Annotated in this window: 20 protein-coding genes; 10 read left to right on the forward strand and 10 right to left on the reverse strand. The window is 65.3% G+C overall.

Features of this window, described 5'->3' with window-relative positions:
- Window positions 1–21: 21 nt before the first annotated feature.
- The 3 genes from ACVILH_RS29800 to hpaR form a co-directional block, all read right to left on the reverse strand.
- Window positions 22–801, reverse strand: a complete 780-nt coding sequence (locus ACVILH_RS29800; protein WP_006613834.1) for an HpcH/HpaI aldolase family protein — start codon at window positions 799–801, stop codon at window positions 22–24.
- Between the two features lie 119 nt (window positions 802–920).
- Entirely contained in the window at window positions 921–2,006 is a 1,086-nt protein-coding gene (locus tag ACVILH_RS29805) for a malate/lactate/ureidoglycolate dehydrogenase (protein WP_456716078.1), read from the reverse strand.
- 166 nt (window positions 2,007–2,172) lie between these two features.
- Window positions 2,173–2,688, reverse strand: coding sequence for a homoprotocatechuate degradation operon regulator HpaR (gene hpaR, locus ACVILH_RS29810; protein ID WP_456716079.1), 516 nt, complete (start codon window positions 2,686–2,688; stop codon window positions 2,173–2,175).
- 117 nt (window positions 2,689–2,805) lie between these two features.
- Between hpaR and hpaH the strand changes: the two genes are divergently transcribed.
- The 5 genes from hpaH to ACVILH_RS29835 are packed head-to-tail and all read left to right on the forward strand — an operon-like array spanning window position 2,806 to window position 8,102.
- Window positions 2,806–3,612 (forward strand): 2-oxo-hept-4-ene-1,7-dioate hydratase, encoded by an 807-nt coding sequence (gene hpaH / locus ACVILH_RS29815; protein ID WP_456716080.1) that lies wholly within the window; start codon window positions 2,806–2,808, stop codon window positions 3,610–3,612.
- A gap of 15 nt (window positions 3,613–3,627) precedes the next feature.
- The gene (locus ACVILH_RS29820) at window positions 3,628–4,020 is read left to right on the forward strand and encodes a 5-carboxymethyl-2-hydroxymuconate isomerase (RefSeq protein ID WP_456716081.1); all 393 of its coding nucleotides are present in this window, start codon (window positions 3,628–3,630) and stop codon (window positions 4,018–4,020) included.
- Between the two features lie 15 nt (window positions 4,021–4,035).
- The gene (hpaE, locus tag ACVILH_RS29825) at window positions 4,036–5,574 is read left to right on the forward strand and encodes a 5-carboxymethyl-2-hydroxymuconate semialdehyde dehydrogenase (RefSeq protein WP_456716082.1); all 1,539 of its coding nucleotides are present in this window, start codon (window positions 4,036–4,038) and stop codon (window positions 5,572–5,574) included.
- A gap of 12 nt (window positions 5,575–5,586) precedes the next feature.
- Entirely contained in the window at window positions 5,587–6,456 is an 870-nt protein-coding gene (locus tag ACVILH_RS29830) for a fumarylacetoacetate hydrolase family protein (protein WP_456716083.1), read from the forward strand.
- A 17-nt stretch (window positions 6,457–6,473) separates the two neighbouring features.
- Window positions 6,474–8,102, forward strand: a complete 1,629-nt coding sequence (locus tag ACVILH_RS29835; RefSeq protein ID WP_456716084.1) for a thiamine pyrophosphate-dependent enzyme — start codon at window positions 6,474–6,476, stop codon at window positions 8,100–8,102.
- Here the strand turns inward: ACVILH_RS29835 and alkB are convergent, their stop codons facing one another.
- The 4 genes from alkB to ACVILH_RS29855 all read right to left on the reverse strand — a co-directional run bounded on the left by alkB (window position 8,103) and on the right by ACVILH_RS29855 (window position 11,265).
- Window positions 8,103–8,756, reverse strand: a complete 654-nt coding sequence (alkB, locus tag ACVILH_RS29840; protein WP_456716085.1) for a DNA oxidative demethylase AlkB — start codon at window positions 8,754–8,756, stop codon at window positions 8,103–8,105. It lies immediately after the preceding gene.
- A 5-nt stretch (window positions 8,757–8,761) separates the two neighbouring features.
- Entirely contained in the window at window positions 8,762–9,505 is a 744-nt protein-coding gene (locus ACVILH_RS29845) for a 2OG-Fe(II) oxygenase (RefSeq protein ID WP_456716086.1), read from the reverse strand.
- A 65-nt stretch (window positions 9,506–9,570) separates the two neighbouring features.
- Complete coding sequence (locus ACVILH_RS29850; protein WP_456716087.1) at window positions 9,571–10,923, reverse strand: amidase; 1,353 nt, start codon at window positions 10,921–10,923, stop codon at window positions 9,571–9,573.
- 6 nt (window positions 10,924–10,929) lie between these two features.
- Window positions 10,930–11,265 (reverse strand): AtuA-related protein, encoded by a 336-nt coding sequence (locus tag ACVILH_RS29855; protein WP_456716088.1) that lies wholly within the window; start codon window positions 11,263–11,265, stop codon window positions 10,930–10,932.
- A gap of 190 nt (window positions 11,266–11,455) precedes the next feature.
- Between ACVILH_RS29855 and ACVILH_RS29860 the strand changes: the two genes are divergently transcribed.
- The 4 genes from ACVILH_RS29860 to ACVILH_RS29875 all read left to right on the forward strand — a co-directional run bounded on the left by ACVILH_RS29860 (window position 11,456) and on the right by ACVILH_RS29875 (window position 15,415).
- Window positions 11,456–11,869, forward strand: coding sequence for a Zn-ribbon domain-containing OB-fold protein (locus ACVILH_RS29860; protein ID WP_456716089.1), 414 nt, complete (start codon window positions 11,456–11,458; stop codon window positions 11,867–11,869).
- 4 nt (window positions 11,870–11,873) lie between these two features.
- Window positions 11,874–13,013 carry a thiolase C-terminal domain-containing protein gene (locus ACVILH_RS29865; protein ID WP_456716090.1) on the forward strand — a complete coding sequence of 380 codons (1,140 nt, stop codon included), beginning with the start codon at window positions 11,874–11,876 and terminating at the stop codon, window positions 13,011–13,013.
- A 243-nt stretch (window positions 13,014–13,256) separates the two neighbouring features.
- A complete protein-coding gene (locus tag ACVILH_RS29870) occupies window positions 13,257–14,171 on the forward strand; it encodes an SDR family oxidoreductase (protein WP_456716091.1) in 915 nt (304 codons plus the stop codon).
- A 128-nt stretch (window positions 14,172–14,299) separates the two neighbouring features.
- The gene (locus tag ACVILH_RS29875; RefSeq protein ID WP_456716092.1) at window positions 14,300–15,415 is read left to right on the forward strand and encodes an SMP-30/gluconolactonase/LRE family protein; all 1,116 of its coding nucleotides are present in this window, start codon (window positions 14,300–14,302) and stop codon (window positions 15,413–15,415) included.
- A 1,297-nt stretch (window positions 15,416–16,712) separates the two neighbouring features.
- Here the strand turns inward: ACVILH_RS29875 and ppc are convergent.
- The 3 genes from ppc to ACVILH_RS29890 form a co-directional block, all read right to left on the reverse strand.
- A complete protein-coding gene (ppc, locus tag ACVILH_RS29880) occupies window positions 16,713–19,499 on the reverse strand; it encodes a phosphoenolpyruvate carboxylase (protein ID WP_456716093.1) in 2,787 nt (928 codons plus the stop codon).
- Between the two features lie 129 nt (window positions 19,500–19,628).
- Window positions 19,629–21,173 carry an acyl-CoA synthetase gene (locus ACVILH_RS29885; protein WP_456716094.1) on the reverse strand — a complete coding sequence of 515 codons (1,545 nt, stop codon included), beginning with the start codon at window positions 21,171–21,173 and terminating at the stop codon, window positions 19,629–19,631.
- A 126-nt stretch (window positions 21,174–21,299) separates the two neighbouring features.
- On the reverse strand, window positions 21,300–22,109 hold the full coding sequence (locus tag ACVILH_RS29890; protein ID WP_456716095.1) for a crotonase/enoyl-CoA hydratase family protein: 810 nt from the start codon (window positions 22,107–22,109) through the stop codon (window positions 21,300–21,302).
- 103 nt (window positions 22,110–22,212) lie between these two features.
- Between ACVILH_RS29890 and ACVILH_RS29895 the strand changes: the two genes are divergently transcribed.
- Entirely contained in the window at window positions 22,213–23,088 is an 876-nt protein-coding gene (locus tag ACVILH_RS29895; RefSeq protein ID WP_006613814.1) for an SDR family oxidoreductase, read from the forward strand.
- Window positions 23,089–23,115: the final 27 nt, after the last annotated feature.

Below are 23,115 nucleotides of genomic sequence, written 5' to 3' on the forward strand. Positions count from 1 at the left end.
CTATTCGCCATTCACGACGTCTTACGCCTTGCCGCCGGAGTCCTTGCGCGTCTGCGCGACCTGCTGGCGGGCATAGACCTGCATCAGGCCGACCTCGTTCGACAAGGTCACCAGCTTGAAGCCCATGTTGATGGCGCGGACCGCGCCCTCGGCGCCGCTGCAATGGATGCCCGGATTGAGGCCGCGCTTGCCGCATTCCTTCACGATCTTCTCGTAGATCTTCAGGATCTCCGGCTCGTCGCGATCGAGCTTCGGCACGAGGCCGTAGGAGAAGCCGAGGTCGGACGGGCCGATATAGACGCCATCGATGCCCTCGACGTCGAGGATGGCTTCCATGTTCTCGACCGCCGTCCTGGTCTCCATCATCGGAAGCAGCACGATCTCGTCATTGGCCGTCTTCTGGTACTCACCCGCGCTGCCATACATGCCCGAACGGATCGGGCCATTCGAACGCACGCCCTTGGGCGGATACTTCGAATAGGACACGAGGTTGCGGGCTTCCTGCGGCGTATTGACCATCGGGCAGATCACGCCATAGGCGCCGCCGTCGAGCACCTTGCCGATGATGCCGGGCTCGTTCCAGGGCACACGGACCATCGGGGTCACCGGATGCGCATGCATGGCCTGGAAACACTGCACCATGGACAGATAGTCCTGCACGCCGTGCTGCATGTCCACGGTGACGCTGTCGAAGCCGCACTGCGCCACGACCTCCGCGGAGAACCCCGAGGGGATCGCGAGCCAGGCATTCACCACCGTCTTGCCTTCGGCCCAGAGCTGCTTGACCTTATTGTTCGCCACGACTGCGTTTCCTTCCCTTGTTGTTGAATTGACGTTGTTGGAACTCGTTGTCGCCGATGCGCGCGCGTGATGCAATCCCGCACACGGCCTGCCTCACGGCCTCGGCCATCAAGCCGGTCTCACGAAGCTGCCCGCTGAATGCTCGCTTCGCTCACCCCGACCTCGCGCGCCGTGCTCACGATCGCTGCCCAGGTATCATCCGGCAAGGGCACGCCGTTGGTGGTACGATCAGCCCGCGTCTTGCGCTCGACGTCGCCCGGCACCAGCACCTGGTCGACGCCCGCCACAGGCTTCGTCGCGCGGATGAAATCGGTGTAGCGGGTGATCTCGCCGTCGAAGAAGTTGGTGGGATCGACCACCTTCGGATCGATGTAGATCGCGAGCATGCCGTTGGCGAAGCGCCGGCCGGACGAGGTCGCACCTGTCCCGGTCAACGCCCCGCCGAGCAACTCACAGATGAAGGCAAGGCCCGAGCCCTTGTGCTCGCCGAACGCGCGGATCGCCCCCGTGCCCTTGGTGTGGTCGCGGGGGCCTTCCGCCTCGTAAGCACCGTAGAGCACCGAGGGATCCTCGCTCAAGGTCCCGTCGGCATCGATCAGCGCCCCCTTCGGCAGCTTCTTGCCGCCGCGGCTCGCGACCAGCACCTTGCCTTCGGCAACGATCGAGGTCGCGAAATCCAGCACGATCGGATCCTGGCCCTGCCTGGGAATGCCGACACAATAAGGCGCCGTCGAGAACCGCTTCTCGACGCCGCCATAGGGCGCGACCAGCAGCGAGCCGGCAGCGGTCACGAAATGGATCGAGACGAGCCCTTCGGCGGCGGCCATTTCTGCCCAGTCGCCAACGCGGCCGAGATGGCCGGAATTGCGCAGCGCCAGCGCCGCCAGGCCGCTCCTCTTGCACCGCTCGATGCCGATCTTCACGGCCTGCGGCGTCACGGTCTGGCCGTAGCCGAACTTGCCGTCGACCACCACCAGCGAGGGCGTATCCACCACGATCTCAGCGGCCTGGTTCGGGACGATCGACCCCATCTTCTGCCAGCGGATGTAGACGGGGACACGGATCACGCCATGGCTGTCATGCCCGGTGAGATTGGCGGTTGTGAGATAAGTGGCGATCCGGCGCGCCTCCTCCGGCGAGGAGTGAGCATGTTCGAAGACGTCGGCAACGAAATCGATGAGGCGCTCAACCTTGATTGTGACCATGACAACTCGCGGGTTCGATCAGCATGCGAAGCAGAGTTAGCATGGATTGCCATGCCTGCGACGCACGCCCTCTCCGCTCGACTGCATCGCTTCTTATCAAACTGTTGAAGTGACTGCCAAGCATGAGGACTGATCAGGCACGATTTTGCGTGGGGTTTGCACGATGTCATTCATCGGCATCCGCATCCCTCTCACTCTCGTCGCCCATGCTCTGCTCGAGCTCGCCCAGCATTTTGTGCAGCGCGGCAAGCTTGCGCGCGCCGTAGCGTCGGGCAATCGTGGCGTAGATCGCCTCGGAATTCGGCGCAACCTGCGCAATCAGTTTCATCCCCCTGGTCGAAATCGACAACACGCCACGTCGCATGTCGCGCGCATCCACCTCGCGCTGAACGAGGCCGCGCGATTCCAGATCGCGCAGAATGCGCGACAGGCTGGGACCGAGCAGGAAGGCGACGCGCGCCAGCTCCGTCACCTCGATCGCATCGACCGCTGCCAGCGCACGCAGGATGCGCCATTGCTGCTCTGTCAGCCCGTGCGCGCGCAGATTGGGGCGGAACTGCCGCATGACCGCCTCGCGCGCCCGCAGCAGCGCCATCGGCAGCGATTGCGAGAAATCGCGCATCGGCACCTTGCGCGCGTCCTTGGCCGGCGGTCTCACGCCCCTTGGCTTGCTCTCACTCATGTCACCATCCCAGCCGCCCGACTATTTGCACTGCAGCAAGAACCGTTTCGATTTGCCGGCCGAAACTTAACATGTTAATCAACCGCTGCCATCTGTTTCCGTCAGGGAATACGCCTCATGCCGCTGTCGAGCGACCAGATTCACAGCTGCGCGCTGCGCCTCGATCTGGCCGAGAAGTCTCGCCGCCAGATCCGGCAGCTATCGCAAGAGCATCCGGACATCACGATTGCCGATGCCTATGCGATTCAGAAGGCCTGGATCGACATCAAGGTGGCGGAGGGACGCATCATCAAGGGACGCAAGATCGGGCTGACGTCGAAGGCGATGCAGAGCGCGCTTGCCATCGATGAGCCGGATTCGGGCGTGCTGCTCGACGATATGTTCTTCGCCGATGGCGGCCTCGTGCCGTCCGACCGATTCATCGCCACGCGGATCGAGGCCGAGCTGGCCTTCGTCATGAAGCATCGTCTTGCCGGCCCGGACTGCACGCTGTTCGATGTGCTCAACGCGACCGACTTCGTCGTGCCCGCGCTGGAGATCCTGGACACGCGCATCGAGCGCGTCGATCCGCAAACCAAGGCGACGCGCAAGATCTTCGACACGATCGCAGACAACGCGGCCAATGCAGGCATCGTGCTCGGCGGCCGGCCACTGCGACCTCTCGACGCGGACCTGCGCTGGATCGGCGCCCTCTGCTACAAGAACGGCCAGCTTGAGGAGACCGGCCTCGCCGCGGGTGTCTTGAACAACCCGGCCACAGCCGTCGCGTGGCTCGCCAACAAGATCGCCGCCCACGGATCGGCGCTAGAGCCCGGGCAGGTGGTGCTCGCCGGCTCGTTCATCAGGCCGATCGAGGCGCGCAAGGGCGATACGATCCAGGCCGACTATGGTCCCTATGGGACGGTGAGCTGCTATTTCGCCTGACGGAGCGAGCCCATCATGCCGCATTTCAGCATCGAATACTCCGCCAATCTCGACGCCCGCGTCGACATGCCCAGGGTATGCGAGGTCGTCCGCAAGGCCGCCAGCGAGACTGGGATTTTCCCGATCGGCGGCATCCGGGTGCGCGCGATCCGTTGCGAGCATTATGCGATTGCCGATGGCAAGCCTGACTACGGCTTTCTTGCGATGCTGCTGCGGCTCGGTGAAGGCCGCGATCTCGAAGCCCGGCAGAAGGCCGGCCAGCACGTCTTCAAGGCACTCTCGGATTACCTCGACCCGGTGTTCGCGAGCAGCAAGTTCGCGCTGTCCTTCGACATGCAGATCAACGACGCCGCGACCAGTTGGAAACGCAACAACATCCACGACGCACTGAAAGCCAAAACGCCCTGAAAGCGGAGGCATCCCATGGATAAGGCCACTCCCAAGACCGACATCTACAAGGCCAATCTCGACCGTGCCGCTCCCCTGCTCGTGAAGCTGAAGGACGAGGGCATCGGCCATTTCATTGACGGCAAGGTGGTGCCGGCGATCTCGGGAGCGACGTTCGAGACGAAGTCGCCGATCGACAATGCCGTGCTTGCCAAGGTCGCGCGAGGCAATGCCGAGGACATCGATCGCGCCGCGACATCGGCCGCGCTCGCGTTCAAATCCTGGCGCGACATGGCGCCGGCGCTGCGGCGCAAGCTCTTGCATCGCGTGGCGGACGCGATCGAGGCTCATGCCGACGACATCGCCGTGCTCGAATGCATCGACACCGGTCAGGCCTATCGCTTCATGGCAAAGGCCGCGATCCGCGCCGCCGAGAATTTCCGCTTCTTCGCCGACAAATGCACCGAGGCGCGCGACGGCCTGAGCACGCCGAGCGACGAGCATTGGAACATCTCGACGCGGGTGCCGATCGGCCCGGTCGGCGTGATCACGCCCTGGAACACGCCGTTCATGCTGTCGACCTGGAAGATCGCGCCGGCGCTCGCGGCGGGGTGCACGGTCGTGCACAAGCCGGCTGAATGGTCGCCGATCACGGCGCAATGGCTCGCAAAGCTCGCCAAGGACGCCGGCATTCCTGACGGCGTGCTCAACACTGTGCATGGCTTCGGCGAAGAAGCCGGCAAGGCCTTGACCGAGCATCCCGCGATCAAGGCGATCGGCTTCGTCGGCGAGAGCGCGACGGGGTCTGCGATCATGGCGCAGGGCGCGCCGACCTTGAAGCGCGTGCATTTCGAGCTCGGCGGCAAGAACCCGGTGATCGTGTTCGACGACGCCGATCTCGACCGCGCGCTCGATGCGGTCGTGTTCATGATCTACTCGCTCAACGGCGAGCGCTGCACCTCGTCGAGCCGGCTGCTGGTGCAGCAGAGCATCGCCGAGACCTTCACGGCCAAGCTCGCTGCGCGCGTACGCGCGCTGAAGGTCGGCCATCCGCTCGACCCGGCGACCGAGATCGGGCCGCTGATCCATGAGCGGCATCTCGCCAAGGTCTGCTCCTATGCCGACATCGCGCGGCAGGACGGCGCGATCATCGCCGTCGGCGGCAAGCGGTTCGATGGCCCAGGCGGCGGCCATTATGTCGAGCCGACGCTGGTCACGGGCGCGAGCCAGACCATGCGCGTCGCGCAGGAGGAGGTGTTCGGGCCGTTCCTGACCGTGATCCCGTTCCGCGACGAGGCCGACGCGGTCGCGATCGCCAACGACGTGCAATATGGCCTCACCGGCTATGTCTGGACCGGCGACATGGGCCGCGCGCTGCGCGTGGCGGATGCGCTCGAGGCCGGCATGATCTGGCTGAACTCGGAGAACGTGCGCCATCTGCCGACGCCGTTCGGCGGCATGAAGGCGTCGGGCATCGGCCGCGACGGCGGCGACTATTCGTTCGACTTCTACATGGAGACCAAGCACGTCTCGCTCGCGCGCGGCACCCACAAGATCCAGCGGCTCGGCGTATAAGGAGACCAGCCCATGACCTCCCCTCGCCTCGCCACCTATTCCGCCGATGGCTCCGTTCGTTACGGGCTCGTGACCGACAAGGGCTTCGTCGATCTCTCGGCGCGCTTCGCCAAGGACTATCCGACCCTGCGCGAAGTCATCGCGGCCGGCGCCCTGCCCCGGCTGGTCGACGCCGCGGCCGGCCTGTCGCCAGATCATGGTCTCGATGCCATCACCTGGCAGCCGCCGATCCCCTCACCGGAGAAGATCATCTGCATCGGGGTCAACTATCCCGATCGCAACGCCGAATACAAGGACGGCCAGGACGCGCCAAAATATCCGTCGATGTTCATGCGCACCCCGCGCTCCTTCGTCGGCCATGAGACACCGCTGGTGCGCCCGCGCGCCTCGCCGCAGCTCGACTATGAAGGCGAGCTGGTGCTGATCATCGGCAAGGCCGGCCGGCACATTCCGGAAGCAAGCGCGCTCGATCACATCGCCGCCCTCACGCTGTGCAACGAAGGCACGATCCGCGACTGGGTGCGGCACGCCAAGTTCAACGTCACCCAGGGCAAGAATTTCGATTCCACCGGCAGCCTCGGGCCGTGGATCGTGCCCTACACCGGCGAGAGCCAGATCGCCGACATCCGCCTCACCACGCACGTCAATGGCGAGTTGCGCCAGGACGACCGCACGTCGCGGCTGATCTTCGGCTTTCGCTATCTCATCAACTACATCTCCACTTTCACCACGCTTCAGCCCGGTGACGTGATCGTGACGGGCACGCCGACCGGCGCAGGAGCACGGTTCGACCCGCCGCGCTATCTCAAGCCCGGCGATGTCATCGAAATCGCCGCCGAGGGCGTTGGCACCCTGCGCAACGGCGTCGTCGACGAAGCCTGACAGAACGGAACAGCAGCATGACCACATTGACCGGCGGCGAAGCCATCGTCAGCGGGCTCACAGCCCACGGCGTCGACACCGTGTTCGGCCTGCCCGGCGCGCAGGTCTACGGCCTATTCGACGCGTTCCATCAGGCGCAGCTCAAGGTCGTCGGTGCGCGCCATGAGCAGGCCTGCGGCTATATGGCGTTCGGCTACGCCCGCGCCAGCGGCAAGCCTGGCGTGTTCAGCGTGGTGCCCGGCCCAGGCGTGCTCAATGCCGGCGCGGCGCTCTTGACCGCCTTCGGCTGCAACGAGCCGGTGCTGTGCCTCACCGGCCAGGTGCCGACGGACTATCTTGGCCGCGGGCGCGGCCATCTGCACGAGATGCCGGATCAACTCGCGACCTTGCGCACCTTCGTCAAATGGGCCGAGCGCATCGAATATCCCGATCATGCGCCGACACTCGTGTCGCGCGCGTTCCAGGAGATGCTGTCGGGGCGACGCGGCCCGGCCGCACTGGAAATGCCGTGGGACGTGTTCACGCAGAAGGCCGAAACGTCAGCAGCGAAGCGGCTGGCCGAGTTCGCGCCGCCGCAGCCCGATCCCGACCGCATCGCCAAGGCCGCGGCGCTGATCGCCGGCGCCAGGGCGCCGATGATCTTCGTCGGCTCCGGCGCGATCGAGGCGCGCGAGGAGATCCTCGATCTGGCCGAGATGATCGACGCGCCAGTCGTCGCGTTCCGTTCGGGGCGCGGCATCGTATCCAATGCGCATGAGCTCGGCCTCACCATGGCGGCCGCCTACAAGCTGTGGCCGACCACCGATCTGATGATCGGCATCGGCACCCGCATGGAGCTGCCGACGACGTTCCGCTGGCCATTCAAGCCTGATGGATTGAAGTCGATCCGCATCGACATCGATCCGAGCGAGATGCGGCGCCTCGTCGTCGATGCCGGCATCGTCGCCGATGCCAAGGCCGGCACCGCCGCGCTCGCGGCGGCCGTCAGCAAGGCCGGCTACCGCAAGACCTCCGGCCGCCGCGCGACCATTCGCGAGGCGACCGCGGCGACCTTGCAGGAGATCCAGAAGGTCCAGCCGCAGATGGCCTATCTGAACGTGCTGCGCGAGGTGCTGCCGCATGACGCCATCGTCACCGACGAATTGTCGCAGGTCGGCTTCGCCTCCTGGTACGGCTTCCCGGTGTACGAGCCGCGCACCTTCATTACCTCGGGCTATCAGGGCACGCTCGGCGCCGGCTTTCCGACCGCGCTCGGCGCCAAGGTCGCACATCCCGACAAGCCTGTCGTGGCGATCACCGGCGATGGCGGCTTCATGTTCGCGGTGCAGGAGCTGGCGACCGCCGTGCAGTACAACATCGGCGTCGTGACCCTGGTGTTCAACAACAATTCCTACGGCAATGTCCGGCGCGACCAGCGCGAGCGCTTCGACGGCCGCATCGTCGCTTCCGATCTGGTCAATCCGGATTTCGTCAAGCTCGCCGAATCCTTTGGTGTCGCTGCTGCCCGTGTCACTGCGCCGGATCAGTTCAAGACGGCGCTGGAAAAAGCCCTGGCACATGGCGGGCCGTATCTGATTGACATCGAAGTGCCGCGCGACAGCGAAGTCTCGCCCTGGGCCTTCATCCATCCGGCCAAGCCGGCCTGATCAGCGCGCGCGGCGGAAGGTCAGGTTGATGCGCCGGCGGCCGAGCAGCGCATGCTCGCCGTCGGCCAGCGGCGCGACGCCGTGAAAGACAAGCCGCGCCGGCCCGCCCCAGACGACGACGTCGCCGTGAACGAGACGATGGCGCTGCGTCTTGTCGGTGCGCTTGAGGCCGCCGAACAGGAATGTCGCGGGCAGACCGAGCGACACCGAGACGATCGGCGCGCCGATGTCGCGCTCGTCGCGGTCCTGATGCAGCGACATCTTCGCGCCGGGCTCGTAGCGATTGATCAGGCAGGCATCTGGCGCGAAGCCTGGAAAGCCAGCCTCGCGCGCGGCATTGTCGGCGAGCTCACGAAACAGCGGCGGCATCGCCGGCCAGGGCTGCCCGATCTCCGGGTCGACGGGATCATAGCGATAGCCGCTGCGGTCCGTCACCCAGCCGAGCGGCCCGCAATTCGTCATCGCCACCGACATCTGGTGGCCGCCCGGCGTGATCATGCGGCGGAACGGCGCCTGTGCTGTGATCGCTTCGATGGCGGTGATCAACTCCATCTCGTGCGGCCGCGCGAAGCCGCGCAACAGCACGGCGCCCGGCGCGAGCGGCTCGCGCGCAGGCCCGCTGACATTGAGACCATCGAACAAATCAGCCGTCATGCGCCTCACTTCGCATCATGAAAGATCACGCCGAGCGTATGACGCCGCCCCGCGCGCAGCCGGCTGACGCCGTGCCGCATGGTAACGCGATAGCTGCCGCGCGTCCCCTGCACCGGCCGATGGTGGACCGCGAACACCACGGCATCGCCCTGCTTCAGCGGCACCACCTCGGCGCGCGACTGCATCCGCGGCCGCTGCTCCGTCAGCACGAACTCGCCACCCTCGAAATCGCGCCCCGGCTCGGACAAGAGGGTCGCGACCTGCAGCGGAAACACATGCTCGCCATAGAGATCCTGATGCAGGCAATTGTAGTCGCCTTCGTCATATTGCAACAGCAGCGGCGTCGGACGCGTCTGGCCGGCCTCGTGGCAGCGCGCCAGAAATGCTGCGTGATCGTCGGGATATCGGACGTCGATCCCCATCGTCGCATTCCAGCGATTGGCGATGGCAACCAGGCGCGCATAGAGAAGCGGCCGCAGTTGCGCGATCGGCCCCGGCAAGGGATAACTGAAATACTTATACTCGCCGCGCCCGAACCCATGCCGCGCCATGATCACGCGACTGCGGAAATGGCTGTCGTCCGGATAGAGCGACGCGAGCGTGCGGCACGTGTCGGGCGAGACCAACTGCGACAGCACCGCGCAGCCGCAGGTATCTAGGTCGCGTTCCACCGCCGTCCAGTCGATCGTGTCAACGCGTTGCAACGTCTTCGGCGGAACGGATACGGCTGGGCTGCGAGCGTTCGTCATGACCACAATGTGGTCGTCAGAAACGTGTTTCGCCACCCGATTTCCGTGTTCCCCGAGCTTCCCCCTCAGCCCCGCACCCCACCCTCGACCCCCGCCGCGATCTCCAGCAGCTTGCGATCCTGGCCGCCGGCTTGTGCCAGCATCAGGCCGACCGGGACCTCGCCGTGGCGATGGGCCGGCAGCGAGATGGCGCAGCCGTCGATCATGTTGATGAAGGTGCAGTTGCGCAAGGCGCGGATGTTCTCGCGGGCGAAGGCCGCATCGTCGGCGAGATCGGCGATGACAGGCGGCGCGTTCGCCGTGGTCGGCATCACCAGCGCGTCGTAAGGGGCAATGCGCGCGGCGGCGCGCTTCACCAGGGAGCGGCGGGCGTTGAGCATCTCGATGTAGTCGGGCACGGTGATCGCCTCGCCGCGCGCGATGCGCACGGAGACGCGCGGATCGTAGACGTCGCCCTTGGCCGTCAGCAGGAAGCGATGCCAGGCATAGCTCTCGGCCGCGGCGAAGCCGCCCTTCATGCCGATGATGCCGACATCGAGAAACTCCGGAAATTCGATGCGCTCGATCAGCGCGCCCTGGCGGGCCAGCGTGTCCAGCGCGCGCTCGAAGGTCTCGGTGATCACCGCATCGAGTTCGTCGAGCACGACCGTGGTGGGCACCGCAAGGCGCAGGCCTTTCACAGGACGCGAGACCAGCGGCCGGATCGGTTCGTCCGCTAGTACGGAATCCAGCACCGCGCAACATGCGACCGTATTGGCAAGCGGGCCAAAGCTGTCGAGCGTGGTCGACAGCGGCACGCCGCCGTCGAGCGGCACGCGGGACTGCGTCGGCTTGTAGCCGACAATGCCGTTGAACGCCGCGGGGATGCGGCAGGAGCCGCCGGTGTCGGTGCCGAGCGCGCCATAGGCCATGCGGTCGGCGACGGAGACCGCCGCGCCCGAGGACGAGCCGCCGGGCACGTAGCCGACCTCGCGCTTCCAGGCGCTTTTCGGCGTGCCGTAATGCGGATTGATGCCGATGCCGGAATAGGCGAACTCGGTCATGTTGGTGCGGCCGATCACGACGAAGCCCGCCTTGCGCAGCCGCGCCACCGCCGGCGCATCGGCGTCCGCCGGCGCGGAATCCTCCAGCGCCCGCGAGCCGGCGCGGGTCACCTGCCCCCGGATGTCGAACAGGTCCTTGATCGAGACGGGAATGCCGGCAAAAGGCGACGGCGCCGCGTTGGCCTTGCGCAAGGCGTCCATGCCGTCGGCAGCCGCGAGCGCCGCATCCTTGTCGACGTGGATGAAGGCGCGCTGTCCCTCGCCTGCGGGATCGGCGATGCGGGCGAGACAGTCCTCGACCAGCTTGCGGGAGGTCGTGCGTCCGGCAGCAAGATCATCGGCGAGCGCGGCAAGGGTCGGATTGGCAGCGGTCATGGCATCCTAACTTGGGTCTAGATTTGGGTCAGCGGCATCAGCGGAGATATTGAGCTCGAGCAGCGCGGAACTCAGCGATTTGCCGTGCGCATCCAGCGCCAGCGAGCGGGTCACCCCGCCGCCAAGCGCCCGGCTCATCACGAAGTTCAGCGCCGCGATGTTGGGCAGCTCATAGCGAACCACCTCCCCCTGGACAATGCCGGCAAAGTGCGCCCTGACCCGCTCCGCCGTCACCTCTGCGAGCAGCAGCGGATAGTGCCTGGGATCATAGGCGATGACCGAGATGTTCGAGGTGTCCCCTTTGTCGCCGGTCCTGGAATGGGCGATATCACGCAGCTTCATCGCGGCTCCGATCATGTGATCACATCAAAGACCAATTTTCATCGGGCGGCAATTGCCACCAAGGCACCTCTGCACCATTAGGAGGGCCGCATGCGCGGCGCGATAGACCGTTGACGCCCCCTCGCCACATGGCGCATCAAAACAGCAATGCAGCGGGCGACGCAGCCCGCCTCACGGGAGGATCACCGGGATGGCCGAGCCGATGCGCGCACGCCCCAAGCCGACGCCGGAGACGCAGCATTTCTGGGACGGCACCCGCGCCGGCGAATTGCGCCTGCAGCGCTGCGACGCCTGCGCCCACGTGTATTTTCCGCCGCGCCCGTTCTGTCCGTCCTGCGCCAGCCGCAAGGTCAGCATCTTCAAGGCTTCAGGCAAGGGCACGCTCTACAGCTACGTCATCAATCATCGCCCGGCCGCGCCCGGCTTCACGCCGCCTTACGCGATCGCCGTCGTCGCGCTGGAGGAAGGCCCGCGGATGATGAGCAACATCACCGGCTGCCCGCAGACGCCCGAGGCGCTCGAGCTCGACATGCCGCTCGAAGTCGCCTTCGAGAACATCGACGACCAGATCACCCTGCCCCTGTTCCGACCGGCGAAAGGATAACGCCATGCATCGTAACCAGGTTGCCGTGGTCGGCGCGGCCGAGACCACCGAGCTCGGCGTCATCCCGAGCATGTCGCAGATCCAGCTGCATGCGGATGCCGCGCTGAACGCGATCGCCGATGCCGGACTGAAGCTCTCGGACATCGACGGCTTTGCCACCGCAGTCGAGACGCCGCAGCAGATGTGCCACTATCTCGGCATCACGCCGACCTGGGTCGACGGCACCTCGGTCGGCGGCTGCTCCTTCATGCTGCATGTCCGGCACGCTGCGGCAGCGATCGAGGCCGGCCTTTGCAAGACCGTGCTGATCACCCATGCCGAGAGCGGCAAGTCGATGGTCGGCAAGCTGCCGCGCTCGATTCCGGCCGACAGCCTGCAGGGCCAGTTCGAGGCGCCGTTCGGCGTGTACGGCCCGCCCAGCATGTTTCCGATTCCCGTGCTGCGCTACATGAAGACCTACGGCATCAGCCATGAGCAGCTCGCAATGGTCGCGGTCGTGCAGCGCGAATGGGCGGCGAAAAATCCGCGCGCGATGATGAAGGACCCGATCACGGTCGACGACGTCCTGAGCTCGCGCATGATCGCCTATCCGTTCCGGCTGCTGCAATGCTGCCTCGTCACCGACGGCGGCGGCGCGCTGATCCTGACCTCGGCCGATCGCGCCCGCGATTTTCCGCGCAAGCCCGTGTACATTCTCGGCACCGGCGAGAGCGTGGAGACGCCGATGGTCAGCCAGATGGAGACCTTCACCTCGTCGCGCGCCTTCAAGGTCGCGGGCCCGCTCGCCTTCAAGGAGGCCGGCATCACGCATGCCGATGTCGATCATTTGATGATCTACGACGCGTTCGCGCATCTGCCGCTGTTCGGCCTCGGCGATCTCGGCTTCATGCCTCATGAGGAGACCGGCCCGTTCATCGCCGCCGGCCACACGCGGCCGGGCGGCAAGCTCCCGCTCAACACCAATGGCGGCGGCCTGTCCTACATGCATTCGGGCATGTACGGCATGTACGCGCTGCAGGAAAGCGTCCGCCAGATGCGCGGCATCGCCCCTGCCCAGGTGCCGAATGCCAAGATTTCCGTGTGCCACGGCGTCGGCGGCATGTTCGCCGCGTCGGGCACGATCATCTTCACCAATGAGAGGTAACGACGCGGGACAGTTCGTGGCAGTCAGCACGGCCTCCAACGTCCTTCGAGACGCCCGCCTTCGGCGGGCTCCTCAGGACGAGGACTGATTTCGCGGAAAGAGAACTGATACCTGGGAGAGATCTCAACCCTCATGGTGAGGAGCGCCTCTTCGGCGCGTCTCGAACCATGAGGCCCCAACCGCCAAACATCGCCCCCCTGCGGCGGGCAAGGTCACAACACACATCCAGCCAAGGAAGCTCCCATGACCAAATCACTCCAGGACAAAGTCATCATCGTCACCGGCGCCGGCCGCGGCATCGGGCGCGAGATCGCGCTGCTGTGCGCCGCCGAGGGCGCCAAAGTCGTGGTCAACGATCCCGGCGTGGCCTCCGACGGCTCGGGCACCAGCGCCGCGCCGGCGGAGGAAGTGGTCGAGGAGATCCGCAAAGCCGGCGGCACGGCGGTCGCGAATTTCGAGAGCGTGTCCGAGGCGATCCCCGCCAGCAAGATCGTGAAGGCCGCGACCGATCATTTCGGCAAGCTCGACGGCGTGGTCAACAATGCCGGCATCCTGCGCGACATGATCTTCCACAAGATGAGCATCGAGGCGTTCGAGGCCGTCATCAAGGTGCATCTGATGGGCTCGTTCTATATGTCGCACTCGGCGGCGCGACTGTTCCGCGAGCAGGAGAGCGGCTCCTTCGTGCACTTCACGTCGACATCCGGCCTGATCGGCAACTATGGCCAGGCCAACTACGCGGCCGCCAAGCTCGGCATCGTCGGCCTGTCGAAGTCGATCGCACTCGACATGGGCCGCTTCAACGTCCGCTCCAACTGCGTGTCGCCGTTCGCCTGGAGCCGCATGATCGGCACCATCCCGGCGGAGACCGAGGCCGAGAAGGAGCGCGTCGAACGCATGAAGCGGATGGGACCGGAGAAGATCGCGCCGGTCGTCGCCTATCTCCTGGGCGATGCCTCCAAGGACGTCACCGGTCAGATCTTTGCGGTGCGCATGAACGAGATTTTCCTGATGGGCCAGTCGCGCCCGCTGCGCTCGGTGCATCGCGGCGAAGGCTGGACGCCGCAGACCATTGCCGAGCACGGCATGCCCGCGCTGAAGCCGTCGTTCTACAAGCTCGATCGTTCCGCCGATATCTTCGGCTGGGATCCCATTTGATCGCTGCGACGCGCAAGAGCTGGTTTGCAGCGCACACCATCTCAAGTTGTTATTTATCGAAACGACCCGCACGTCGCCACGATTCCGTCGTATGGTCGCCTCCCAACAAAAAACGTTTGGAGGAAACCATGACGAATTCACGACACGATCTCACCAAGGACGTGCCGGCCGAAGCCGATCGCTTCGACCGGCGCACGCTCCTCAAGGGCGTTGCGGGCTTTGCCGCCGCGGCTGCCGCGGTCTCCCCCGCGATCGCGCGCGACTATGGGCCGCATGCCGAGCCGCAGCGCTATCCCGATCCTGACATCGTCGTGATCGACGAGAAGCGCTTCAAGGCCAAGGTCGGTAACACCACGATCAAGCGTCTGTTCACCGGCTGCCTCTGGGCGGAAGGTCCGGCCTGGAACACGCAGGGCCAGTACCTCGTCTGGAGCGACATTCCCAACAATCGTCAGCTCCGCTATCTCGACGACGACGGCCACATCTCGCAGCAGTTCAGAAAACCCTCGAACGAGTCGAACGGCAACACCTTCGATTATGAGGGACGGCAGATCACCGCGGAGCGCACCCGCCTCGTTCGCTTCGAGCACAATGGCACCGTGACCGTGCTGGCCGAAAAGGCCAACGACAAGCCGCTCAACGGCCCGAACGACATGGTCGTCAATCCCGCCGACAAGTCGATCTGGTTCACCGACCCCGGCTACGGCGCGATCAACCTCTATGAAGGCCAGAACGTCCGCAACGGCTCCAACCAGCCGTTCCAGAAGGAGGCGGTGTACCGCGTCGACGCGCAGTCCGGCGCAGTGACGAAAGTGGCCGACGAGCCGTTCAAGCCGAACGGCATCGCCTTCAGCCACGATTACAAGAAGCTCTATGTCTGCGACACCGGCACCACGCATTATCCGAATGCGAAGAACGTGATCTGGCAGTACGACATCAATGGCGACAAGCTGTCCAACGCCAAGGCGTTCATCGACATGACGCTCGATGGCAAGTCGGGCTTGCCCGACGGCCTCCGCGTCGACATCGACGGCAACATCTGGGTCGGCGCCGGCTGGGTCGGCGAAGGCTATGACGGCGTCCACATCTTCGCGCCCGACGGCCAGCGCATCGGCCAGATCAAGCTGCCGGAAATCTGCGCTAACGTCTGCTTCGGTGGCAAGAAGCGCAACCGCCTGTTCATGACCGCCAGCCAATCACTGTATGCGGTGTATGTGGAGACGCAGGGCGCGCATATTTGTTAGGTCGCGCGATCGCTCTCAGGATGACGCCTTGTTACCCCATGCGTCCTCCACATCGACCATGAACACGCCGCTCGGCGTGTTCATGCAAAAGGACGGTCTGAGATCGGCGCTGCGCATAGACCATCAGCAACGCTTACGGGGAGGCGACACGACGTCGTCGCGGCACTGTCGGTGCGCTCCCTCTCCCCGTTCTTCACGGGGAGAGGGTTGGGGTGAGGGGCAGCCACGCCCACCGCCCCCGCGAAAAGCCCCCTCACCCGGATTGCATCTAACGATGCAATCCGGCCTCTCCCCGCCCTAGCGAAGCTTCGCTTCGCCCTGGCGGGGAGAGGCTAGCAGCGAGCCTCGCCGCCACGCGCCGACGCTCTCTCTCGGATGTTCTATAAAATAAAAATATCTTGCGTTTTTTCCGCATTCATGCTTTTCTCCCTCCATCCCGCCTCAAGCAAGGGGCGTAGCGCGCGATCGTCACGACACGCGAGGCGGGGATGCGATGACCGCAGTGGGCCGCAGCGTGTCTTCACGGATGCGCGGACGAACGGCTTTGTTGCGGACGTGAAATCGCGTGGTCCTGGCGCCCCGATGCAGGCGTCAAGTCAGCGGTGATGCCCAGCATCCCGCAGGCGACGGTGTCTACGAGCCGGCACACCGGGGAGATCGCGTATAAGCGTGAAGACATCGCGCGGGGAATGCCGGTGATCGGCTGAACCTGTGGTGACTGCCGCCTGCTTTTCTTTCTGCAGGCGGGCCATGGGTGAGGCCTTCACCCGGCATTCCCCGCGCCCTTGCATGGTTGTGAGGGACGTCAGTTGCATGCACTCGGGCGCGATGCGCCGCGAGAATGAGATGCTGTGTCCCGTGTTGTTTGAGACTGTGAACGGAAGATGTCCAAGCGACGCTGCCGTAGGGTGGGCAAAGGCGCGCCTCAGAGCCTGCGTTCCAAGCCGCGCTCCGTCGCGCGCCGTGCCCACCATTGCCTCCGACGACGTAGCTCCACGGTAGGCACGCAGCCGCCCAAAGGGCGGCCGCTTTGCCCACCCTACGGCAGCTACGAGTGCACTGCTCATGAATGCGCCCTCTCCCCTTGTGGGAGAGGGCATGTAGGAAGGTGCAGCAGGTTCGGTTGGGTGAGGGGTCCCTCTCCACGAGTTTTGCACGTGGCGAGAGTCCCCTCACCCAACCGAGTGCATGGAGAGGCCAGCGATGCCCTCTCCCACAAGGGGAGAGGGCGCTGTATTTGACAGTGCGCCTGCAATGGACAAACCGGGCCAAGACGGCGTCGATGCAGAGCTCTCGCCTACCCCGTATTCCTCAGCCCCGCCGAGATGCCGTTGATCGTGAGCTGAATCCCGCGCAGCACCTGTTCGTCCGGGTTTTGCGCGCGGTGCGCCTTCAACAGTTCGACCTGCACGTGATTGAGCGGATCGAGATATGGAAAGCGGTTGCGCACCGAGCGTTCCAGCAGCGGATTGCCCTGGAGCAGCCGCTCCTGGCCGGTGATGTCGAGCAAGGTCTCGATCACCAGATTCCATTCGCGGCGGATGCGGCCAAAAATCTTTTCGCGCAAGGCCTCGTCGGGCACCAGCTCGGCATAGCGGGAGGCGATCGCGATCGAGCTCTTGGCGAGCACCATGTCCATGTTCGACAGCAGCATGCGGAAGAACGGCCATTCGCGATTGAGCTCGCGCAGGAACGGCATGCCCTGCGCCGGATTCTCCGCGATCCAGGTCTCGACCGCGCTGCCGAACCCGTACCAGCCCGGCAGCATCAAGCGGCACTGCGCCCAGGAGAACACCCAGGGAATCGCGCGCAGATCCTCGATCGCGCGGGTCTTCTTGCGCGACGCCGGGCGGCTGCCGATGTTCAAAGTCGCGATCTCGTTGATGACGGTCGAGGCCCAGAAGTAGTCGACGAAGCCGTCGGTCTCGTAGACCAGGCCGCGATAGGCCTTGAAGGCGAGCTCCGAGAGCCGGTCCATCGCGGTGAGATATTCGGGCTTCGGCGCCGGCTGGCGCGGGTGCAAAAGACTGGCCTCGAGCGTCGCGGCCGCGAGTATCTCCAGATTATAGCGGCCGACTTCGGCGTTGGAATATTTGCTGGAGATGATCTCGCCCTGCTCGGTGATACGGATCTGGCCGTTCACCGCACCGCCGGGCTGGGCGATGATGGCGTCATAGCTCGGGCCGCCGCCGCGGCCGACCGAGCCGCCGCGGCCGTGGAACAGCCGCAGCCTGACGTGATGCCGCTCGAAGATCTCGACCAGCCCGATCTCGGCCTTGTAGAGCTCCCAGCCCGAGGTGACGAAGCCGCCGTCCTTGTTGCTGTCGGAGTAGCCGAGCATGACCTCCTGCACGGCGCCGCGGCTGTCGACCAGGCGCCGGTAATCATGCAGCGCCAGCATCCGGTCCATGATGCCGCTGGAGGCCTGCAGATCCTCGATCGTCTCGAACAGCGGCACGACGTTGACGGCGCAGCGCCCGGAAGGATCGATCAGCCCGACCTCCTTCAACAGCAGCGCGACCTCGAGCATGTCCGACATGCCCTTGCACATCGAGATGATGCACTGGGAGATGACGTCGGCGCCGAACGTGGCATGCGCCTCGGCCGCGGCGCGGAACAGGTCGAGCTCGCCGACGGTCTCGTCGCTGTATTTGACGAATTGCGACACCAGCGGCCTGTTATTGCGCAGCTCGCTGACCAGAAGGCCGACCCGCGCGTCCTCACTGAGCGCCATGTAGGACATGCCGGGCATCGCGGTGTCGATCAGCTCGGCCACCGTGCGCTCGTGCACCGCCGAGTTCTGGCGGATGTCGAGCCGCGCCAGATGGAAGCCGAAGCAGTCGACCGCACGCCGCAGCATCCGCAGCCGGCCGCGCGCGATCACCTCGGCATTGTTGGCGATCAGCGAGCGATGCAGCACGTCGAGATCGTCCTGCAGCTGCTTGACGCTGTCGTAAGGCGCGACATCCGCCACGGGCAGGCGGCTGATCTGGATACCGAGCTTCTTCGCGGTGGCCGCGAGGCGCGCATAGATGCCGGACACCGCCAGCCGATACGGCTCGCCGCTGCGATGGGGCGACGTGTCGGGCGAGCGCTCGGCGAGGACACGCAGCTCCTCGGAGACATCGGCGAGATGGGCCGCCATCGACAGCTCGCTGCCGAGCAGATGCAGCTCTTCGAGGTAATAATGCAGCGCCAGGCTGGACTGCAGCTTCAGCGTGCCGCGCATCACCTCGGCGGTCACGAACGGATTGCCGTCGCGATCGCCGCCGATCCAGCTGCCCATGCGCAGGAACGACGCCAGATCGCCCGCGACCTCGGCGCCGTCATTGAGCCGGTCCTCCAGGGTGCACAGCAGCCGCGGCACCTCGCGCAGGAAGGTGTAGTCGTAGAACGACAGCCCGTTGGTGACCTCGTCGAGCACCGTCAGCTTGGTCCGGCGCAGCAGATTGGTCTGCCACAAGGTCAGCACCGCGCGGCGCAGCGCCTCGTCATTGGCCTCGCGCTCGTCCGCCGTCAGCTGCATCCGCTCGCGGCGGTCGAGCAGCATCGCGACCTCCATCTCGCGATCCATCGTGCTCTTGCGCCGCACTTCGGTCGGATGCGCGGTCAGGACGGGGCTGACCAGCGCGGTGGAGAAGAACTTGCGCAGCTCGTCAGCCTTGAACCCGGCCGACTTGGCGTGGGCGAGCGTCGCCGCCAGCATCCCGGCGCCGCCATTGCCGTCGCTCTTGGCGCGCATGCGGCGGATGTTGTTCTGGTCCTCGGCGATGTTGGCGAGGTGAGAGAAATAGCTGAAGGCGCGGACGATGCGGACGGTCTCCGCCGTAGTCATGCCGTCGAGGATCTGCTCCAGTTCGCGGCGCGCCTGACGGTCCTCGTCGCGATGGAAGCGCACGGAGGTCTGGCGGATGCGTTCGACGAGGTCGAACACGTCAGCGCCCTCCTGGTCGCGGACGGTGTCACCGAGGATGCGGCCGAGGAGGCGGATATCGTCGCGCAGCCGCGCGTCCTCCTCCATGGCTTGCGCCTCGGCGGCGCGGTTGGGACGGATTTCCTCGGATGGCATGGTTTGCGGCGACATGGATGCGCTCTCCAGCAGCTGCCCATTTACGGGTCAGTCTGCCGTATCCGTACCGCAGCGCAAGATCAAGAAAGAGGCGTCACCTGCCTTATTGAATGCGGCACTCGCTTCCCGTCACTGCCGACCGCCTCAGATCTGCCGTCCCGCCCGCTCCCAATACGGATCGCGCAGGCGCCGCTTGAAGATCTTGCCGGAATCCTCGCGCGGCAATTGGCCATGGATTTCGATGTGCCTGGGCACCTTGTAGTCGGCCAGCGACGCCTTCAGCCGCGCCTTGATGTCGCCGGTGTCCAGCGTCACGCCGGGCTGCGGCTCGACCACCGCCATCAGCGCCTCGCCGAACTCGGCATCGGGGATGCCGAACACGGCGCAATCATGCACGCCGGGAACGGCGTGCAGCACGGCCTCGATCTCGGCCGGATAGATGTTGACGCCGCCCGAGATCACCATGTCGCGCTTGCGGTCGCAGAGGAAGACGTAGCCCTCTTCGTCGATGTAGCCGACATCGCCGGAGGTGATGAAGCCGTCGCGGTCGATCTCAGCGCGCTTTTCCGGCTTGTTGTGATAGGTGAAGTCCGGATTGCCGGCGATGCGGGAGTAGATCTCGCCGACTTCGCCCTGCGGCAGGATGCGGCCGTCCTCGCCGATGAAGCGCAACTCGGCGCCGGGCGAGACCTTGCCGACCGTGCCGGGCTTCTTCAGCGCGTCTTCGGAGGTCGCGAAGGTCACGGCACCCGATTCGGTCGAGCCGTAGAACTCGTAGATGACCGGCCCCCACCACTCGATCATGGCGCGCTTGACGTCGGCCGGGCACGGTGCTGCGGCGTGGATGATGTGGCGCAGCGACGAGACGTCGTAGCGGCGGCGCACCTCGTCGGGCAGCTTCATCAGCCGGATGAACATTGTCGGCACCATGAAGACGGTGTCGATGCGCTCGGCTTGGATGAGCTCGAGAAACGCCTCCGGCTCGAATCGCGGCATCAGCACCAGCACGCCGCCGAGCCGACCGGCCCGCAGGCCGAAGGCGTTCGGGGCCGAATGATACAGCGGCCCCGGCAGCAAAGCGCGCGAACCCGGCTTCAGCCCGTAGATCAGCGCCCGCATCCGCTCGGCGGAGGCCGCCTGTTCGGCCGTCGGCGCGGCACGGCGGACGCCCTTGGGGTGACCGGTCGTCCCCGAGGTGTAGATCATGTTCTGCGGCTGCGGCACCTGCGGCCCGTCGTAGGCGGTCTGCTCGGTGAGCCAGTGCTCGAACTCGATCGCAAAGTCAGGCGTCTCCAGCAGCTCCGCGCTGATCTTGTAGTTCGACAGGATCTCCGGCGGTGTCGGCACGCTCAGCACGGTCACGCCGGCCAGAATCAGGCCGCGCAGCTGATGCAGCAAATCGGCGTGGCCGATCAGCACCCGCGTCGCGGAATCCTTCAGGATGTAATCGATCTCCTCTGGCTTGAAATGCCAGTTCACCGGCACGCCATAGGCGCCGAGCCGCATCGCGCCATAGGCGGCCTCGATGAAGGCGATGTCGTTGCGCATCAGCATGCAGACGCAATCGCCCTGGCGCACGCCAAGCTGCGCGAGGCCGCTGGCGATCCGCGCGGCGCGGTCGGCGATCTCGGGATGGCTGCGCCGGCGATCGCCGGAGATGATGCCGCAGAACAAAGAGGACGTTTCCATTCTTATTACCTTGTCCGATCTAACGTCGGTTCGAGTGGCGTCGTCATTCCGGGGCGATGCGGAGCAGCGAACCCGGAATCTCGAGATTCCGGGTCTGCTCCTTCGGAGCATCCCGGAATGACTGCATTAGTCAGCGAACTTTGGCGCGCGCTTCTCGATGTTGGCACGAACAGATTCGAGTTGGTTGGGACTGCCGATGAGCTTCTGCTGCTCGACGGATTCAGCGAGCAACGCCGGGCCCGGATCGACCGAGAGATTGTTCAGCATCCGCTTGGCGGCGCGGATCGCATCCGGATTTTTGCCCGCGATCTCCCGCGCCGTCTCCAGCGCGGCAGCGCGCGGATCGGCACAGATGCGCGTGACCAGGCCGTACGCCTGCCCCTCTTCCGGCGAGAACACCCGGCCGGTGTAGGTCAGCTCACGCAGGATGTCGTCGCGCATCAAGGTCGCGAGAACAGGCGTGCCGGCCATGTCGGGCACCAGACCCCATTTGATCTCCATGATCGACATCTTGGTATCAGGCGCGACGTAGCGCATGTCGGCGCCGAGCGCGAGCTGGAAGCCGCCGCCATAGGCTACGCCATGCACCGCAGCAATCACCGGCACCGGCAGCTGCCGCCAGCCCCATACCGCCTGCTGGGCGAAGTTCGCCTTGCCGTGGGTGCGAACGGTGAGATCACGCTTCTCGCCGCCAGCGATACCATTACCACCGGACTCCTTCATCGCCGCGAAGCGGCCCATGTCGAGCCCTGCGCAGAATGCGCGCCCCTCGCCGGACAGCACCACCGCGCGCAGCCCCTTTTCGTTCGACAGCCGTTCGGTGGCCGCCACCAGCGCCGCAAACATCTCCTGATCGAGCGCATTCATCTTGTCGGCGCGGACCAGGCGGACATCGGCGACGCCGTCCTTGATCTCGATCGCGATGCGGTTGTCCATCGGGCGGTCTCCTCACGATTGTCTTTGTGACTTTACAGAAGGCTGTCGGAGCAGTTTAGTCAATCGACCAATTAACTCACAACATGTCAGGCGGGAAACTTCCATGTTCAAGGACAATCTCCTCGAGGGTCGACGCATTCTGGTGACCGGCGGCGGCACCGGCCTCGGCAAGGCGATGGCCGCCCGCTTCCTGCAGCTCGGCGCGGAAGTGCATATTTGCGGCCGGCGGAAAATCGTCTGCGACGAGACCGCCACCGAGCTGATGGATCTCTATGGCGGCCGGGTCACCAGCCACGGCGTCGACATCCGCAACGCGATGGCGGTCGAGGAAATGATCGAGGCGATCTTCCAGGAAGGCGGCCTGACCGATCTCATTAACAATGCCGCCGGCAACTTCATTTCCCGCACCGAGGAATTGAGCCCGCGCGGATTCGACGCAGTCGCCAACATCGTCATGCACGGCACGTTCTACGTGACGCATGCGGTCGGCAAGCGCTGGATCGCGGCGAAGCAGCCGGGCAACGTGGTGTCGATCACGGTGACCTGGGTGCGCAACGGCTCGCCCTATGTGGTGCCGTCGGCGATGAGCAAGTCGGCGATCCATGCGATGACGATGTCGCTCGCGACCGAATGGGGCCGCTACGGCATCCGCCTCAACACCATCGCGCCCGGTGAAATCCCGACCGAGGGCATGAGCAAGCGCATCAAGCCCGGCGACGAAGCCGGCGCGCGCACCAAGGCGATGAACCCGATGGGGCGGGTCGGCACCATGGAGGAGTTGCAGAACCTCGCGGTGTTCCTGATCTCCGGCGGCTGCAACTGGATCAATGGCGAGACCATCGCGATGGACGGCGCCCAGGCCTTAGCGATGGGCGGCAATTTCTATCAGCTGCGCGACTGGAGCGACGACGACTGGACCAAGGCAAAGGAGTCGATCAAGGCGCAGAACGAGAAGGACCGGGCGACGCGAACGAGCTGACGACGCTGTTGATTGGAGGCGCGTAGC

Source organism: Bradyrhizobium sp. USDA 4353, assembly GCF_054063215.1.

Excerpts from the sequence above, each read along its gene's own strand:
- ACVILH_RS29805 (WP_456716078.1), bottom strand. The coding sequence starts at position 2,006 with ATGGTCACAATCAAGGTTGAGCGCCTCATCGATTTCGTTGCCGACGTC.
- hpaR (WP_456716079.1), bottom strand. The coding sequence starts at position 2,688 with ATGAGTGAGAGCAAGCCAAGGGGCGTGAGACCGCCGGCCAAGGACGCG.
- hpaH (WP_456716080.1), top strand. The coding sequence starts at position 2,806 with ATGCCGCTGTCGAGCGACCAGATTCACAGCTGCGCGCTGCGCCTCGAT.
- ACVILH_RS29820 (WP_456716081.1), top strand. The coding sequence starts at position 3,628 with ATGCCGCATTTCAGCATCGAATACTCCGCCAATCTCGACGCCCGCGTC.
- hpaE (WP_456716082.1), top strand. The coding sequence starts at position 4,036 with ATGGATAAGGCCACTCCCAAGACCGACATCTACAAGGCCAATCTCGAC.
- ACVILH_RS29830 (WP_456716083.1), top strand. The coding sequence starts at position 5,587 with ATGACCTCCCCTCGCCTCGCCACCTATTCCGCCGATGGCTCCGTTCGT.
- ACVILH_RS29835 (WP_456716084.1), top strand. The coding sequence starts at position 6,474 with ATGACCACATTGACCGGCGGCGAAGCCATCGTCAGCGGGCTCACAGCC.
- alkB (WP_456716085.1), bottom strand. The coding sequence starts at position 8,756 with ATGACGGCTGATTTGTTCGATGGTCTCAATGTCAGCGGGCCTGCGCGC.
- ACVILH_RS29845 (WP_456716086.1), bottom strand. The coding sequence starts at position 9,505 with ATGACGAACGCTCGCAGCCCAGCCGTATCCGTTCCGCCGAAGACGTTG.
- ACVILH_RS29850 (WP_456716087.1), bottom strand. The coding sequence starts at position 10,923 with ATGACCGCTGCCAATCCGACCCTTGCCGCGCTCGCCGATGATCTTGCT.
- ACVILH_RS29855 (WP_456716088.1), bottom strand. The coding sequence starts at position 11,265 with ATGAAGCTGCGTGATATCGCCCATTCCAGGACCGGCGACAAAGGGGAC.
- ACVILH_RS29860 (WP_456716089.1), top strand. The coding sequence starts at position 11,456 with ATGGCCGAGCCGATGCGCGCACGCCCCAAGCCGACGCCGGAGACGCAG.
- ACVILH_RS29865 (WP_456716090.1), top strand. The coding sequence starts at position 11,874 with ATGCATCGTAACCAGGTTGCCGTGGTCGGCGCGGCCGAGACCACCGAG.
- ACVILH_RS29870 (WP_456716091.1), top strand. The coding sequence starts at position 13,257 with ATGACCAAATCACTCCAGGACAAAGTCATCATCGTCACCGGCGCCGGC.
- ACVILH_RS29875 (WP_456716092.1), top strand. The coding sequence starts at position 14,300 with ATGACGAATTCACGACACGATCTCACCAAGGACGTGCCGGCCGAAGCC.
- ppc (WP_456716093.1), bottom strand. The coding sequence starts at position 19,499 with ATGTCGCCGCAAACCATGCCATCCGAGGAAATCCGTCCCAACCGCGCC.
- ACVILH_RS29885 (WP_456716094.1), bottom strand. The coding sequence starts at position 21,173 with ATGGAAACGTCCTCTTTGTTCTGCGGCATCATCTCCGGCGATCGCCGG.
- ACVILH_RS29890 (WP_456716095.1), bottom strand. The coding sequence starts at position 22,109 with ATGGACAACCGCATCGCGATCGAGATCAAGGACGGCGTCGCCGATGTC.
- ACVILH_RS29895 (WP_006613814.1), top strand. The coding sequence starts at position 22,213 with ATGTTCAAGGACAATCTCCTCGAGGGTCGACGCATTCTGGTGACCGGC.